At 58.3% G+C, this 16,047-nt stretch carries 15 protein-coding genes, 1 tRNA gene and 2 pseudogenes; 14 read left to right on the forward strand and 4 right to left on the reverse strand.

Going from position 1 to position 16,047, the window contains the following annotated elements:
• Positions 1-40 precede the first annotated feature (40 nt).
• The 7 genes from ACZ1HE_RS10810 (at position 41) to ACZ1HE_RS10840 (ending at position 5,388) form a co-directional block, all read left to right on the forward strand.
• The gene (locus ACZ1HE_RS10810; protein ID WP_472620761.1) at positions 41-799 is read left to right on the forward strand and encodes an FkbM family methyltransferase; all 759 of its coding nucleotides are present in this window, start codon (positions 41-43) and stop codon (positions 797-799) included.
• A gap of 97 nt (positions 800-896) precedes the next feature.
• Positions 897-1,652: a Fe-S cluster assembly ATPase SufC gene (gene sufC / locus ACZ1HE_RS10815; protein WP_472620762.1), complete on the forward strand. Its 756-nt coding sequence runs from the start codon at positions 897-899 to the stop codon at positions 1,650-1,652.
• Positions 1,652-2,932 carry a SufB/SufD family protein gene (locus ACZ1HE_RS10820; RefSeq protein WP_472620763.1) on the forward strand — a complete coding sequence of 427 codons (1,281 nt, stop codon included), beginning with the start codon at positions 1,652-1,654 and terminating at the stop codon, positions 2,930-2,932. Before sufC ends, ACZ1HE_RS10820 begins: the two co-directional genes overlap by 1 nt.
• A complete protein-coding gene (locus ACZ1HE_RS10825) occupies positions 2,932-3,429 on the forward strand; it encodes a YIP1 family protein (RefSeq protein WP_472620764.1) in 498 nt (165 codons plus the stop codon). Before ACZ1HE_RS10820 ends, ACZ1HE_RS10825 begins: the two co-directional genes overlap by 1 nt.
• Complete coding sequence (locus ACZ1HE_RS10830) at positions 3,426-3,992, forward strand: YIP1 family protein (RefSeq protein ID WP_472620765.1); 567 nt, start codon at positions 3,426-3,428, stop codon at positions 3,990-3,992. The genes ACZ1HE_RS10825 and ACZ1HE_RS10830 overlap by 4 nt, the downstream gene beginning before the upstream one ends.
• 15 nt (positions 3,993-4,007) lie before the next feature.
• The gene (locus ACZ1HE_RS10835; RefSeq protein ID WP_472620766.1) at positions 4,008-5,228 is read left to right on the forward strand and encodes a cysteine desulfurase; all 1,221 of its coding nucleotides are present in this window, start codon (positions 4,008-4,010) and stop codon (positions 5,226-5,228) included.
• Between the two features lie 83 nt (positions 5,229-5,311).
• Positions 5,312-5,388: transfer RNA gene (locus tag ACZ1HE_RS10840), tRNA-Arg, on the forward strand.
• A 16-nt stretch (positions 5,389-5,404) separates the two neighbouring features.
• Here the strand turns inward: ACZ1HE_RS10840 and ACZ1HE_RS10845 are convergent.
• Positions 5,405-6,277, reverse strand: coding sequence for a LysR family transcriptional regulator (locus ACZ1HE_RS10845; protein ID WP_472620767.1), 873 nt, complete (start codon positions 6,275-6,277; stop codon positions 5,405-5,407).
• 105 nt (positions 6,278-6,382) lie between these two features.
• Between ACZ1HE_RS10845 and ACZ1HE_RS10850 the strand changes: the two genes are divergently transcribed.
• From ACZ1HE_RS10850 to ACZ1HE_RS10875, 6 genes and pseudogenes are all read left to right on the forward strand, one after another.
• Positions 6,383-7,825: an aldehyde dehydrogenase family protein gene (locus tag ACZ1HE_RS10850; protein WP_472620768.1), complete on the forward strand. Its 1,443-nt coding sequence runs from the start codon at positions 6,383-6,385 to the stop codon at positions 7,823-7,825.
• A 75-nt stretch (positions 7,826-7,900) separates the two neighbouring features.
• Positions 7,901-8,883 (forward strand): annotated as a pseudogene (locus ACZ1HE_RS10855) (membrane dipeptidase).
• Positions 8,884-8,888: 5 nt separating this feature from the next.
• A complete protein-coding gene (locus tag ACZ1HE_RS10860) occupies positions 8,889-10,574 on the forward strand; it encodes a hypothetical protein (protein ID WP_472620769.1) in 1,686 nt (561 codons plus the stop codon).
• A complete protein-coding gene (locus ACZ1HE_RS10865; RefSeq protein WP_472620770.1) occupies positions 10,571-11,191 on the forward strand; it encodes a DUF3726 domain-containing protein in 621 nt (206 codons plus the stop codon). The genes ACZ1HE_RS10860 and ACZ1HE_RS10865 overlap by 4 nt, the downstream gene beginning before the upstream one ends.
• Positions 11,192-11,205: 14 nt before the next feature.
• Positions 11,206-12,216 carry an Ldh family oxidoreductase gene (locus tag ACZ1HE_RS10870; protein WP_472620771.1) on the forward strand — a complete coding sequence of 337 codons (1,011 nt, stop codon included), beginning with the start codon at positions 11,206-11,208 and terminating at the stop codon, positions 12,214-12,216.
• 91 nt (positions 12,217-12,307) lie between these two features.
• On the forward strand, positions 12,308-14,128 hold the full coding sequence (locus ACZ1HE_RS10875; protein WP_472620772.1) for a BCCT family transporter: 1,821 nt from the start codon (positions 12,308-12,310) through the stop codon (positions 14,126-14,128).
• A gap of 259 nt (positions 14,129-14,387) precedes the next feature.
• Here the strand turns inward: ACZ1HE_RS10875 and ACZ1HE_RS10880 are convergent, their stop codons facing one another.
• The 3 genes and pseudogenes from ACZ1HE_RS10880 to ACZ1HE_RS10890 all read right to left on the reverse strand — a co-directional run bounded on the left by ACZ1HE_RS10880 (position 14,388) and on the right by ACZ1HE_RS10890 (position 15,108).
• The gene (locus ACZ1HE_RS10880) at positions 14,388-14,777 is read right to left on the reverse strand and encodes a hypothetical protein (RefSeq protein ID WP_472620773.1); all 390 of its coding nucleotides are present in this window, start codon (positions 14,775-14,777) and stop codon (positions 14,388-14,390) included.
• Positions 14,778-14,909: 132 nt separating this feature from the next.
• Positions 14,910-14,978: pseudogene (locus ACZ1HE_RS10885) on the reverse strand (helix-turn-helix domain-containing protein); the annotation flags it as partial.
• Between the two features lie 4 nt (positions 14,979-14,982).
• Positions 14,983-15,108, reverse strand: a complete 126-nt coding sequence (locus ACZ1HE_RS10890) for a LysR family transcriptional regulator (RefSeq protein ID WP_472620774.1) — start codon at positions 15,106-15,108, stop codon at positions 14,983-14,985.
• Positions 15,109-15,210: 102 nt separating this feature from the next.
• On the opposite strand from ACZ1HE_RS10890, the gene ACZ1HE_RS10895 reads away from it, so the two are divergent.
• A complete protein-coding gene (locus ACZ1HE_RS10895; protein ID WP_472620775.1) occupies positions 15,211-16,047 on the forward strand; it encodes a hypothetical protein in 837 nt (278 codons plus the stop codon).

Here is a 16,047-nt window from a genome sequence, read left to right on the forward strand (position 1 = left end):
TCATTTCAGTTCGCAAGATCACTTGTATGTGGAGGCCCAGTTGGTCGACGACGCGAAGAACCTGAAGAAAATGCAATCCGCGATCAATGACGGCTCAACCTTCATTTTTCGCGATTTGGATATGGTGACCTGTACGATCTTTGGGCGTCCGATAAATTTTGTCATCGGTCGGCAGCGAGATCATATTCAGCGACAAATGCGTCATGGCCGGTTCTATGAAGCCGAAGAACTCGAAGTCATCCGGCAGAACTTTCAACCTGGTGGTGTCTTCGTGGACATCGGCGCCAACATCGGCAATCACAGCCTTTTTGTTGCGTCGTTCCTGTCGCCATCCAAAGTGGTTCCATTCGAACCAAACCCCGAGGCGTATACACTATTGGTTGCCAATGTTGCCGCCAATGGCGTGGGACATTGCTTTGACCTGAGTAAACTCGGGTTTGGGGTGTCGGATCATCAGGATGACGGCTTTTCAATTGACAAGCCCGCGCGAAACCTTGGTGCCGGACGCATGGTCAAGGGCGAAGGCAACATCAGCACGGTTGTTGCCGACGACGCCCTGGCGGACATCGTACCTGATTTCATCAAAATTGATGTCGAGGGTATGGAAATGGATGTTCTCAACGGGTTGCGTGACACGCTTGAACGGGCGCGACCGAAGATTTTTGTCGAGGTCGACAATGATAATGCTGATGCCTTTGACAATTGGCTCCGCGAAAGCGGCTATGTCGCAAAGGAAACCTTGGTGCGTTACGTCTCAAACAAGAACTACTTGCTGGTTCCAGGGACCAGAGACGTCTGATCATGGTTTTAGTTGAAATCAACCCGGTACCGTCACGTACCGCCACAGATACACGCCGCGCAACTGTTGCGGGACAGAGATGAAAAGTGAGTCAAAAATGCTCGAAATCAAAAACTTGCACGTCAAACTTGAAGAAGAAGAGAAACAGATCCTAAAAGGCGTCGACCTGAAAGTCGAAGCTGGCAAGGTGCACGCGATCATGGGCCCCAACGGCTCGGGCAAGTCGACGCTGTCTTATGTTCTGTCGGGCCGCGACGGTTACGAGGTGACTGACGGTGCAGCCTCTCTCGGTGGCGAAGACCTGCTGGAGCTGGAACCTGAAGAGCGCGCCGCCGCTGGCCTGTTCCTGGCATTCCAGTATCCGGTCGAGATTCCCGGCGTCGGTAACATGACGTTCCTGCGCACAGCCGTGAACGCACAGCGCAAGGCACGCGGCGAAGAAGAGTTGAGCGCGGCCGATTTCCTGAAAATCGTTCGTGAACGCGCCAAGTCTCTGAAAATCAACGCAGATATGCTTAAGCGCCCAGTGAACGTCGGTTTCTCGGGCGGTGAGAAAAAGCGCAACGAGATCCTGCAGATGGCGATGCTGGAACCAAAAATGTGCATTCTCGACGAGACCGATTCCGGCCTTGACGTGGACGCGATGAAATTGGTGGCCGAAGGCGTTAATGCCCTGCGCAATGAAGGTCGCGGTTTCCTGGTGATCACCCACTATCAGCGCCTGCTGGACCACATCAAACCCGATGTCGTTCACATCATGGCGGATGGCCGTATCGTAAAAACCGGCGGACCCGAGCTGGCGCTCGAAGTGGAAAACAACGGTTACGCCGACATTCTGGCTGAGGTGCAGTAATGGCTTTGCCCGAGATCAAACAAACCGCAACCGAGGCGCGCCTGGCCGTGTTGCAGCTGCCAACGGTCAGCTGCACCAAGCCTGCGCGCGAGGCGGCAATCGCCCGCGTGCGCGAAATGGGTCTGCCGGATCGTCGCGACGAATATTGGAAATACACCCGCCCCGACACCTTGGTTCAGGCCGAGGCCCCCACGGCGGCGTTGTTCGACAATGATGAGCCGTTGATGTTCGACCAGATCGATCGTCTCAAGATCATTTTTGTCGATGGTATTTTTGACGCCGAAGCTTCGGATGACCTGTCGCTCGAAGGGGTGCAGATCGAACGGCTTGAGGATATCTGCTGCACGGACATTCACTGGGCCAAGGACTTGTACGGCGTTCTGGAAACCCGGGGTCATACCCCGGTGCCGCGCCCCTTGGCCGCGCTGAACACGGCTTTTGCGGCCGATGGCGTCGCCATTCACGTGACCGGCAAACCATCGAAACCGATCAGCTTGATCTATGTGCACAAGGATGAGGCATCGGACGCATTCCTGCACCACATCGTGCGCGTTGAAAGCGGGGCCGAGGCGACCATTCTGGAAAACGGTCCTGCAGCCGCGCGGTTCAACAAATGCATGGAGATCGACATCGCTGATGGCGGTAAACTGCATCATGTGCGCTCGCAGGGCCGCGATCACGAGCGTCGCGCCGTAACCCATATGTTCACCCGTTTGGGCGCAGAGTCGGTTTATAAATCCTTCACCCTGACCGTGAATGGCGTTCTGACGCGCAATGAGCAGGTGATCGAGATTTTGGGCGATGATGCGGTTGCGCATGTGGCAGGCGCCTGTGTTGGCGATGGCGACTTTCACCACGACGACACGGTCTTTATCACCCATGACGCTGTGAACTGCGAAAGCCGTCAGGTGTTCAAAAAGGTTCTGCGCAACGGCGCGACGGGCGTGTTTCAGGGCAAGATCCTGGTCAAGGAAGGGGCCCAGAAAACAGACGGTTACCAGATCAGCCAATCGCTGCTGCTGGATGACGACAGCCAATTCCTCGCCAAGCCCGAGTTGGAAATCTATGCCGATGATGTGGCCTGTTCGCACGGCTCGACGTCTGGCGCGATCGACGAAACCGCACTGTTCTACCTGCGCTCGCGTGGCGTGCCGGTGAGTGATGCGACCGATCTGCTAACTTTGGCGTTCCTGGCCGAAGCGGTCGAGGAAATCGAGGACGAGGATCTGGCGGCGGACATCGTAAACCGTCTGGAATCCTGGTTGTCGCGCCGCCGCTGATGTCGGTGACGACGGACATCTTGGCCACATATCGTGGCCCGGGGCGCGTTGTGCGGCGCCTGCTGGACATGGGTCAGCGCGAAGATCGTGCGCTGGCCATTCTCATGGCCAGCTGTGTGGTGCTGTTCATCGCGCAGCTGCCGCGCCTATCGCGTGAGGCGCATCTGGAAGGCCGGGACCTGAACGAACTGATGGCGGGTAGCCTGATGGCCCTGATCCTGATTGCGCCGCTTTTGATGTATGTCATCGCGGCGGTCTCGCATGTCGTGGCCAAGGTGGTTGGCGGCAAGGGCGATTGGTTTGGGGCGCGTCTGGCGCTGTTCTGGGCGCTGCTCGCGGCCAGCCCGCTGGTTCTGTTGCATGGCTTGGTGGCCGGGTTCATCGGCCCCGGTCCATCGCTGCAACTGGTGGGTGCTGTATGGTTTGCGGTCTTTGCATGGTTTTGGATCGCAGGGTTGTTTCAGGCGGAAAGGCCAAAAGAAAGGGCAGGCGCATGAACGCTCTGAACCTCAAGGATCTGGCGGTGATGTCCGTCACCAACCCCGCTCAGGCGGCCCAGATCCTGTTGGCGCAGAATATGCGGCGGGACGTGTTGTGGTTGGGCCTCTCCTTAGCGGTTGTCCTGAATACGCTGTTGTTTTCTCTCTCGGACATGCTGCTGCCAAAGCCTGACGATTTTCCTGTAACGTTCGCTTCTCCGATGTTCTACGCCGGGTTTGTTGCAGGAGGAGTGTTGGCGACGATCATCGCGATCCACCGCGTAGGTGGCTTGCTGGGCGGGCAGGGATCATTTGATGATGTCATGATCCTGATGGTCTGGATGCAATTCTTGCGTGTCGCCGTCCAGGCGGTTGCATTGGTTCTGGCACTCACCTTCCCAATCCTGTCGTTCTTGCTTGTGCTGGGGGCCACGCTGGTGGGCCTTTTCGTCTTTTTACATTTTATCGATCAGGCGCATCGTCTCGCCTCGTTGATGAAGGCCGCAGGCGTTTTGGTCGCCTCCCTTCTTGCCATCGCTGTGGCGCTATTCATTCTTCTCTCCCTCCTTGGGGTTGGTTAACTGGGATCGTTCCTCATGTATGACGTCACAAATATCCGCGCCGATTTTCCGATCCTCTCGCGTGAGGTGAACGGCAAGCCGCTGACCTATCTCGACAATGGCGCATCAGCGCAGAAGCCGCAGGTGGTGATCGACGCGATCACGCAGGCCTATTCGATGGAATACGCCAACGTGCACCGCGGCCTGCATTATCTGTCGAACCTGGCCACCGACAAATACGAGGCTGTGCGCGGGATCATCGCCACATTCCTGAATGCAGCGTCCGAGGATGAGATTGTGCTGAATTCGGGCACGACCGAGGGGATCAACATGGTCGCTTATGGCTGGGCCATGCCCCGTCTTCAGGCGGGTGATGAGATCGTGCTGAGTGTGATGGAGCATCACGCCAACATCGTGCCTTGGCATTTCCTGCGCGAACGCCAGGGTGTTGTGCTGAAATGGGTCGATGTGGACAGCACTGGCGCACTCGACCCACAGGCGGTAATCGATGCGATCGGTCCCAAAACCAAGCTGGTCGCCGTCACGCAATGCTCCAACGTTCTTGGCACCGTAGTAGACGTCAAAGCAATCACCCAAGGCGCCCACGCCAAGGGCGTGCCGGTGCTGGTCGATGGCAGCCAGGGCGCGGTGCACATGCCGGTTGACGTGCAGGACATCGGTTGTGATTTCTACGCCATTACGGGCCACAAGCTCTATGGCCCTTCCGGCTCCGGCGCGATCTATTGCAAAGCCGAGCGTATGGCCGAGATGCGCCCCTTCATAGGGGGTGGCGACATGATCCGCGAAGTGTCCAAGGAAACGGTCACCTACAACGATCCACCCATGAAATTCGAGGCCGGAACCCCCGGCATTGTACAGACCATCGGACTGGGCGTGGCGCTTGAATACATGATGGAACTGGGGATGGACAACATCGCCGCACACGAGGCCGGTTTGCGCGACTATGCGGTGTCCAAACTGCAGGGGCTGAACTGGTTGCAGGTGCAAGGCACGACACCAGACAAGGCCGCGATCTTCAGCTTTACGTTGGATGGCGCGGGCCACCCGCATGACGTCTCGACCATTCTGGATAAGAAAGGCGTCGCGGTGCGCGCAGGTCACCATTGCGCCGGGCCTTTGATGGATCATCTGGGTGTTACGGCCACCTGCCGCGCCAGCTTTGGCCTTTACAACACCGAAGCCGAAGTCGACACGCTGGTCGACGCGCTGGAATTGGCACACGAGCTTTTTGGCTAAGTACAAGCCCACGGAAAAGCCGGAGAATTTTTCGGCTTTTCCGATTGCGAAGGTGCAGGCGATCTTTTATAGCCCGTGCACAGGCACCCATAGCTCAGCTGGATAGAGCGCTGCCCTCCGAAGGCAGAGGTCTCAGGTTCGAATCCTGATGGGTGCGCCATTTTCCGACATGCTTTTCAGCCCCAATCCCGCGACTGGATGAATTCGGCGCAGTCTTGCGTTATCGTCGCGTGGGTTGTTCGGGTACGTATGTAGAGGTAAACGTCCCGTTGATCGGGCAGATCGGCGATCGGGCGAAAGACCGTGCCGTCTGGCAAAAATCGCGTGACGGTTCGGGGCAGGATTGTCACCCAGTCGCCGGTTTGGACCATCGCAATCAAAGACAACGTGTTTTGAATGGTAACGTCCGACTTTGTGACGGCTTCCAAAAACGCGGGCGTCTGGATCAGTTCACACAGTGCGTTTCGAACGAACCTTGGTGTGACGACGTCTTCAAGCGTTGGCTGTTGCGGCGACAGGGCAAGGGGATGCTCAGCCGAGGAGACAAGACCAAACTGATCACAAAAAAGCGGGATCGCTTCGACGCCGTTTAACGCATGGCGACCAGATGCAATGCCGATATCTGCCCGTCCGGTCAAAAGCGCATCCAGAATTTGGGCCGTATGGGTGTCGCGAAGTTCGATCTTCAGTCCAGGAAAGCGGCGCGTCATGTGGTCGGTCACGGCTGGAAACACCACGGCAGCAACCGACGGGACAGAGGCAATGCGGATTTGGCCATGTCGCGATTGCGCGGCAGATTCAATGCCCTGAATGGTCTCATCATATTCGCGCACCTGTTTGACGGCTTGCTCAAAGACCTGTTCGCCCAAGGCAGACAGCTGCGCCTTGCGCTCGCCTTGAAACAGCTTGCGCCCAAGATGCTCCTCAAAGTGTTTGAGCGTCATGGACACGGCCGACTGGGTGCGCCCCAACCGGTTGGCAGCTTCGGCCAGGTTGCCAGTTTGGGCGACTGTACAAAAGGTGCGAAGGGTTTCCAGTTTGATCGACATATAATTTCAGTTTTGCTGAAGTAGGTTTGAGTTAATTGAATTTGACTGATGTGGGCTGCAAAGTCCATCCTACTGGCAACTGAACTCTGTTGCCTGGGGCATACCATGACCAAATTGAACCTGATTGCTGGCGAGTGGCTGGCTGGCGAAAGCGAAATCGAAAACCGCAACCCATCGGATCTGAGCGATCTGGTTGGCATGTTCACTCAGGCCAGCGCGGATCAGCTGGAGGCGACGCTGGATCAGGCACGTATGGCTCAAGCCGAATGGGCCGCTTATGGGATGGAGCGCAAGCAGGCCGTGCTGAATGCCATCGGCAATGAGATGATGGCACGCGCCGAAGAGCTGGGCACGTTGCTCAGCCGCGAAGAGGGCAAGCCGCTTGCCGAAGGCAAAGGCGAAGTGTTCCGCGCCGGTCAGTTCTTTACCTACTATGCCGCCGAATGCCTGCGCCAGTTGGGTGAAAACGCAGACAGCGTACGCCCCGGCGTCGAAGTCGATGTGCGCCGCGAAGCCGTTGGCGTTGTGGCGATTATCAGCCCCTGGAACTTTCCGACCGCGACCGCTTCGTGGAAGATCGCTCCGGCGCTGTGCTACGGCAATGCCGTTGTCTGGAAACCGGCCAACATTACCCCGGCTTCGGCAGTGGCTTTGGCAGAAATTATCGAGCGTCAGGACATCCCCAAAGGCCTGTTCTCGCTGGTTATGGGGTCAGGCCGTTCTATCGGTCAGCGTTTGGTCGAAAGCCCCAAGGTCAATGCGATCTCTTTCACCGGTTCGGTTCCGGTTGGCAAAGGTATTGCCGCTGCCGCGATCCAGAACCTGACGAAAGTTCAGATGGAAATGGGCTCAAAGAACGCTCTGGCGGTGATGGGCGATGCGGATTTGGATCTGGCTGTGTCGCTGGCCTTGGGTGGCGCATTTGGCGGTACGGGTCAGAAATGCACCGCATCCTCGCGTCTGGTGGTTCATGCGGGCATCCACGACGCCTTTGTCGAAAAACTGGTGGCTGGTGCACAGGCAATGAAGGTGGGCCATGCGCTGGAAGAAGGCGTGCAGATGGGCCCCGTTGTCAGCGCGCAGCAGTTGCAGGAAAACCTGGACTATGTCGAATTGGGCAAATCCGAAGGGGCCGAGCTGGCCTGCGGTGGTGCGCGTCTCGAAATGCCGACCGAGGGTTTTTACATGTCACCGGGCGTATTCCTGAACACCACCAACGACATGCGCATCAACCGCGAGGAAATGTTTGCTCCTCTGACATCCGTGATCAAAGTGGGCAGCTATGACGAGGCGCTGGCCGTCGTCAACGACACCAACTTTGGCCTGACCTCGGGCATCGTGACCAAATCGCTGGCCCGCGCAACGCATTTCCGCCGCAACGCACGCACCGGTGTTGTGACCGTCAACCTGCCGACGGCAGGTACCGACTATCACGTGCCGTTTGGCGGCCGTGGTGACAGCTCTTATGGTCCGCGCGAGCAGGGCAAGGCTGCGGCCGAGTTCTACACCACCGTCAAAACCGCCTACATCAGCGCAGGTCCGGTGTAAGCAAACTGCAAGGCTTGCGCCCGGCTTGAGACGTCGGGCGCAATTCAGATCGCGAGTGATCCAAGGGAGAGCAACATGTCCGGGTACCTGATCGACGGCCTGCAATATGTGAACTGGTCGGAAAAGGTGTTCCGCCAATTGCGCGAGGGGGCGTGGATGCGATCCACGTCACCATCTCGTACCACGAGAACTTTCGTGAAACGGTTCTGAACTTTGAAAAGTGGAACCGCTGGTTCGAGCAATACCCCGACCTGATCATGAAAGGCCAATGGGCCAGCGACATCGACAAAGCCCGCGAAACCGGGCGCACTGCGGTGTTCTTTGGCTTTCAGAACCCCAGCCCCATCGAAGATGACATCGGTCTTGTTGAAATCCTGCACACCCTTGGTGCGCGGTTCATGCAGTTGACGTACAACAACCAATCGCTGCTGGCGACAGGCTGTTACGAGGCCGAGGACCCCGGCATCACCCGCATGGGTAAGCAGGTCATCAAGGAAATGAACCGCGTTGGTCTGGTCGTCGACATGAGCCACTCGGCGGACCGCTCGACCATTGAGGCGGCGGAAATCTCGGAACGTCCCATCGCTATCACCCACGCCAATCCCCACGAATGGCAGCCCGCATTGCGCAACAAACGCGAAAGCGTCATGCGCGCAGTAACGGAAAATGGTGGGATGTTTGGGTTTTCGGTCTATCCTCACCACCTGAAAGACAAATCCGACTGCACGCTTGAAAGTTTCTGCGAGATGATCGCGCGCACGGCGGAAAAGTACGGTGCTCAGCATTTGGGGATCGGTACCGACCTGTGCCAGGATCAACCTGACAGTATTGTCGAGTGGATGCGTGTGGGCCGCTGGACCAAGGAAATCGACTATGGCGAAGGTTCGGCCAGCAATCCGGGCTTCCCGCCGATGCCCAGCTGGTTCGAGGACAACCGCCACTTTGGCAACATCCGTCAGGGACTGCGTGCGACCGGCCTGAATGCGGATGAAATTGACGGGATCATGGGCGGGAACTGGTATCGGTTCTTCGCTGAAAACTTCACCCCAAAAGGATAACGGTCATGGATGCAACCGCGCAGACCACAATCCCACGGCGAGACCCAGCGACAGTGATGCGCCTGTCGCGGCTGGGTTCGCTACATCAATGCCGCCTGAGCTTCATGCGGCAGCTGACCCGCCGTATGGCGCAGGAAAACTGGAGCTTTGCGCGCCCGGTGTTCCGGGTCGATGAAAATGGGGTTGGTTGCGCGGTCTATTCGGCCAAAGGGCCGGAACGGACCTATTCATTGGTGGCTTTTGCCCATGATCTGCCACCCGAGATGCGCTCGGACCGGGTGATCGCCGAGGCCTGGGACGCGACATTTGCGCTGTTTGACGGGGTGCCGACCGAGGCGGACATCGAACGGCTGTCGCAGAATGTTCCGCTGCAAGAAGCTGGCCGGGTGAGCGAGAGCGAGCTGTCCTTGTCTCGCGCCAACCGCTCGGTGCGCCTGTGGGCACATGTGGTGGACCGGCTAGCGTCCGGCCAGCAACCGGACTTCGATCAGATCGACAACGTTGGTTATCTGATGCGCACGACAGCCGTTTACGGCTCGGGTAAATTTGGCGCTGCAGACCGGGATAAGATCGCTGACCGGACAGAGGTGCAGGCCCCGTTTCAGGCCGAGATGCTATCGGTGTTCCTGACCCGTACCTTTGTGCGTGATCTGGTGCAGCACATGGCCCGCGCCAAAGGAGGCGATAGGGCTGTTCCGCTGGATCCGGCCATCGCGCGGCGTCTGGGGATCGGCAACTCAACAGGCCTTGGTATGGCGCCCTTCATCGTCAACCACCCCATACTGTTCAACAACTGGATCATGGTGCGCGAAGAGGCCATATCCCGGGTGCGCTCGGTCGCCGAAGCAACCGAGGACGAGGTGCAGCAGTTTCGGAAGATGCTGCGCCGAAGCGAGGTTTCGGTAGATCGCTGGCGGTCCGAGCATCCGATCCAGATCGAGAAGCTGAAGGCTTTGAAAGATGATCTTTCAACGCTTACTGCTCATGTCGGGGCGGACGATCTGATCAACGATCACCCTTGGGATCGCTTGATGAATTGGGCCGCCGGTTCCCTCACCGAGGAAGGGCAAGAACTTGTCGCTTCGTTGATCCTGGAGCCTTACGCCGACCTGGTTGATGGGCTGACGTCCTGCATGGCCGACAGCAATGGCGCGGCGTTTGCCATCGACGGTGCAATGGATGTGGCCGAGCTGCGCGCGCTGATCGAAAACAGCTTTGGCTGGGCGGTTGATTTGGATTGGAACGCGCCCGAAAACTGCGCGCGCGCCTGGTATGTTTCCGAGGAAAAGTTGGAACCGCGCATGGGGGAACGATTTGACGAGCCTATTGCGGACTACGAACAACCCTTGGCCCCGGCGCGGGATGCGGCGTTGGCCTATCGAGACTTGGAGGGTCAACAGGGAACCGTTGCGGCGTTCCTGCTGAACTACCCCCAACACCGCCACACGGTCCGGCGCGCGCAGATGAGCCGGTTCGCACCTTATGGCGAGATCCGTGACAACACGATCAGCGCTCAGGTGCTGCCCATCGACATGCTGCGCGCCAAACTGTCGTTCTTTGGCGCAACGCATTTTGATCCACGCTCGGACCGCTGGGTTCGGATCTGCATGTACGCGGGCGCTCCGTATCCCGAAGAGCTGTCGCCTGAAACGGCTGACCTTTGGGTCTACCCGCAGGAGGGCGCAGCATGAGCTATTCCCTGAACGAGGTCGAAGCCACGGCCAAACGCGCAACTCGCGGGGCGGGCTATGCATGGGGCGTGGCCGAGGACGCAGCCAAGGCGACCCGTTGGCTGTGCGCCCATGATGTCGATGGGGTAGAGCATCTGGCCAGCCTTCTGGATCAAGCAGACCGCGATTTGCACGTGCCCACGTCTCTTGATGGCGATTGGGTGGGCGAGGGGGCCTTGTGCCCGCTGCGCGCCGGGTGCGTGCTCGCGGATAGCGCGCACTTGTTGAATTCGCAGCCCATCATCATGCAACACGTTGCCGTTCCTGTGCTTTTGTTGTCTTTCGTCGCCTTGGCTGCGCGACAGTTGAACAAGCCGGTTACGCTCGACTGTGACGGCATGACCGCCTGTACGGATGGCCACATCCTGTCAGCGACGTTGGATTGGCCCGTAATGGCCCGGTCGGTTACTGTCACGTCAGGGGGTGAACTGCCTGTGTCCTCTCATCGGCGAACCCGCGCGACGCCACGCTCCGCCGATTGGAATACCCTCAACCGGCTTGCCCACAAAACCTATGCTCCCGCCACCGAAGAATCCCGTTTGTTGGGTGCCGGTGCCGGGCTTTCCGACAACGACTGACAAGAGGCCCCAACATGATCGAAACCCGCACGCTTTCCCTCGTTGAAATCGAAGACCTGTCGTTTCGCGCCCTTGTGGCCGCTGGCACGTCCGAAGCCAACGCGCGTCCTTTGGCTGTTGCCACGGCTGCAACCGAGGCCGATGGCGTGGCCAGTCACGGGTTGGCCTATATCCCGATCTATTGCGAGCACGTGCAGTGCGGCAAAGTGGATGGTGCAGCGACACCTGCTCTGACGCGACCAACACCGGGTGTGGTGAACGTGGATGCGGCGACCGGGTTTGCCCACGCTGCAATTGATGCGGGATTTGACGCTTTGATCCCCGCCGCGCGCGAGCAGGGCATTGCTGTGCTGGCGATCCGCAACAGCTATAACTGCGGGGTTCTGGGCTATCACACTTGGCGCCTGGCACAGGAAGGGCTGGTGGGTCTTGGGTTCACCAACGCGCCGGCCTCTATTGCGCCATCGGGTGGGTCCAAGCCGGTGGTCGGCACCAACCCGTTTTCTATTGCAGTGCCCGGCACCGACGGTCAGCCCGCGCTTTTGATCGACCAAAGCGCCAGCACAATCGCTAAAAGCGAGGTCATGAAACACGCCCGCGAGGGTAAGCCGATCCCGGTTGGTTGGGCATTGGATGCAGACGGAAACCCGACAACTGATCCCAATGTGGGGCTCAAGGGATCAATGGCACCGTCGGGAGGATACAAGGGCGTCGGCGTCGCCATCCTGACCGAAGTTTTGGCCGCCGCACTCACCGGCGCGACCCTTGGCGTCAATGCCTCACCGTTCTCGGGCACTGTGGGTGGACCGCCCAAAACGGGTCAGATGTTCATCGCAATCGACCCAAAAGCGACAGCGGGTGACGCATTTGCCTCGGGAATTGCCGGTCTCGTCCAAGTGATCCGTGATCAATCCGGCGCACATTTGCCGGGCGATGGCCGCCGGTCAAAACGGTTGGCCGCTCAGTCAGATGGCGTCGCGGTCAACGTGGCCACATTGGAAAAAATCGAAGCCATTCTGAGTTAACCCCAAGGCCGCGACGTCCGGTTCGGAGCGTGACGGCCAGAAAACTCTCTCAATCCGAACCAAGGGACACGTGCGAACAGGGAGGATACACATGTCAATCAAGCAACCCTTCACCGATCTGGAGATCAAGCGATCTTCGGGTGGGTTCTATGAGGGGCACAGCGTTGAAATCGCTTTGCTCAGTAAAGCCATTATGGTCGCACTTGTGATCTGGGCCCTTGTATGGCCTGCCAACGCCAATGGTGTTCTTGGCAGCCTGAACGGCCGCTTGTTGGAATCCTTCAACGGGTTTTACATTGTGATCGTCGGCTTTTTTGCCTTCTTCCTGTTTGTGGTGGCGATGCTTCCGGGAACGGGTAAGAAAATCATGGGCACTCCGGGCGAAGCGCCCGAGTTCTCGAACTTCTCATGGTTCTCGATGATGTTTGGCGCCGGTCTGGGTGTTGGCCTGATGGTCTTCGCCACGGCTGAACCTCTGGGCCTTTGGGGATCGAACCCCGTTGTCATCGCACAAGAAGTTGCGCCCAACACCGAAGCCTCGCTTCAGTCAGGGTATCGCTACACCTTCCTGCATTATGGTTTTCACGCTTGGTCGATCTACGTGGTGACAGGTCTGTCGCTGGCCTATTACGCCTATACGCGCAATATGCCACTGACCATCCGTACCGCGCTGACACCGCTGTTTGGTAAGCTGATGAATGGTTTCCTGGGTCACGTCGTTGACGTTCTGGGCGTTGTTGCCACCATCCTGGGTGTGTCGGTGACGATCGGTTTCGGCGTGTCTCAGTTCATTGACGGTGTCTATGCGATCACCGGTATGGAGTGGATGATGGACATGACGGGCGAAGCACCTGCTCCGGGGACAGTTGGTCTACTGGCGGGTCTGATCGTGATCATGGGCCTGTCGATCATCTCGGCTGTTTCGGGTGTTGGTCGCGGCGTTAAGTACCTGTCGAACCTGAACCTGGTTCTGTCGCTTATCCTGCTCTTTACCTTTGTTGCGTTCGGTTCGTTCCTGTTTGCGATGACCACATATGCGTCGGCATTTGTCGATTATGTGCTGAACTTTATCTCGCTTAGCTTTGGCGCATTCGGTCCGCAATCTGCGTCTGATTTTGCGGCAGGCCTGCCAAGTGAAGCTGCACCGTTTGCAGATGCTCTACGCGGCGGTGCAACCAACGCATGGGGATCTTTTGCAGGTTTCAAATCCGGTCTGGAAGGCGAAGCCGCTGCTCTGTCCGACGAAGTGCTGACAGCAGCCTATGCAGCGGGTGAACCGGCACGTCAATTCGGTTGGCAAGCAGGCTGGACAACCTTCTACTGGGCGTGGTGGATTGCCTTCTCGCCCTTTGTTGGCTTGTTCCTGGCGCGTATCTCCAAGGGTCGCACCGTGCGTGAATTCATCATCGGCTGCGTGTTTGCTCCGGCGATGGTTTGCTTTGCCTGGATGACCATCTTGGGTGGCACGGCGATTGATCTGGAACTTACTGGTGGCGCCGATGGCGCAATCATCGGCGCGTCCAACACCGCCAAGTTGTTCGTGACCTTGGGTCAGATGATCGAAGGCGGGCTGCTGTCCGGTCTGACCATCATGTGCGTGGTGCTGATCATGACTTTCCTGGTCACCTCGGCGGACTCGGGCATTCTGGTGATGAACACCATCATGTCGGGCGGCGACCAAGAGGTCGGCAACAAGCACAAGATCGTTTGGGGTCTGATCCTGACAGCTGTGATTGGCGCGCTGATCCTGGCAGCGGGTGAGAACAACCCGATGGACGCCTTGCGCAACGCCATGATCATCGGCGCGTTGCCGTTCACCATGGTCATGGGGCTGATGTGTGTGGCGCTTGCCAAAGCGCTTTATCGTGACAGCCATCGCGAAAAAGCGGGTGTTGCAGAACCTGCCGAGTAAGAACGCGAAAGGGCCGCCGTTCCATTGGCGGCCCTCAACTTTCCTAAGCCGCAAGGGCGTATGCCTCTGCGGCTTTTTTTATGTGTCGTTTAGCGCGCTCAACGCGGTCAAGCAGGCCCGTGCTCTGTCATTTCTCTCGCCGTTGCGGGTCAGACGCGCATAGATACCGACATCGGTTGAAAACCATGGAACAGGTAGCCCGACCAGCGTTCCCCGTTCCAGGTAGCTGCTGACAAATCCGCGCCATCCCAAGGCCAGGCTAGGCGCCCGCCGCTGCCATTTCGAGCACGTAGACATAATTGTCGTGGGTGTCGCATTCGGTCCAGCTTGCCGCCGACGGATGCGCGGCCTGCCAGGTTCGCCACGTCGTCCAACCAAGGTTTCTCTGTTGCAGTTCCAGCAACCCAGGCGCTAAGCCATCGCCTGCCCAGGCCGCCATCGCTCGGTCCACTACCTCAGGGGTGCCCACGGGTTTTACCTCTTCCCGGCAAATGAGTACGTGTTCGCGACGAGGCGGGGTGCGCGCATACTCAAAAACAATATCCGCTCCGGTTTCGATCGCCGCGCCGATCAGATGGTATTCGGCAGTCAGAAACCTGAGCTCAACACCTTTGCCCAAGGCGCGCCTTAGATCGCGATAACGGGGCATCAGCAGAAGATGAGAAACGGCATGAGAACTGGCGAGCGTCACTTCGCGTGCCGTTTCCGCGACTGTGTCAACAGCCTGCTGCAACCCGTCCAATGCCTGCAGGCAGGATGAATAAAACCCTTCGCCCGCAGGGGTCAGGCGAATGTCATGGCCGTCGCGATGAAAGAGCCGGGTACCAAAGCGGATTTCAAGATTGCGGATGTGCTTAGCTGATCGCGGGTTGCGAGGTGTTCAGCTCTTCGGCGGCGCGTGCAAACCCCTTGCGACGTGCCACGGCCTCAAACGCGGTCAGGGCCGAGATCGAGGGGAGGGAGTATCGTCGCTTGCTCATATCAAAATTGATATTGTCGACGTCCTTCGAAAGCAATGGATTTGCCAAACAGCCTGCGAGAGGATCGGATTATCTGAGCGCAACAATTCGGTGCCCCAAGCGATGACCCAATATCAAAAGCCGCCCAAGTGGCGCGACCATAAGGTCAAACTCTTTCCCCATCAGGTCGGTTTCACATGCCCGCCGCATGATTTTGACGCTGCGCCCTCGGATTTCCTGCGCATGGCCCCACGCAGTGTCGGCGTACATGGCCGGATGCTGCATGTCCCGGACTATGAGCACCGGCTGGACCAAAGGAAAAAGAACTTTGGCCTGCTTGAGGAGTTCATGGAGTGCATGGCGAACAATGGCGCCGACGTTTGTGCACAGGTAGGATCGAACTGGGTCCATGCCAGCGGGTTGGGGGTCGAGGGCATCAGGCAGCACTGCGAGATGCTGTCGGACAAATACGAAACCCCGTTTCACATGGCCGGTTACGCCATGGTCGAGGCGCTGCGCGAACTGAACGTGGAAAAGGTGGCGCTGAACGCCTGTTATCACCCCTCCAGCTGGTATCAGGGCACCGTGGGCTTCTTGCGCGAGGCTGGGTTCGATGTGGTCTGGGCCGGGAACTTCTTTGATCAGGGCTGGTTTGGATCGCAGCAAGAAGTCGACGATTGCATTTGGTGCTTTGACGAAGATCTGATCTGGAAGTCGTTTGATTATACCGCCGAACAGGCCCCCAATGTGGACGCTTACCTGATCAACGGCATGAGCAACTATCGCCGCGCCAAGGATGGGATCGCACAGCGCCCGGTCCACTATGACGCCGAGCTAGAGGAACGGTTGGGCAAGCCCGTCGTTGGCCACGACATCGCGCTTTACTGGCGGGTCTTTAAGACGCTGGGGCTCGGTCCAGAAACCCGACAGGGTCGCCTGCTGTCGTCGTTGAAGGAGTGA

Source organism: Falsiruegeria sp. JB4-1 (assembly GCF_055693495.1).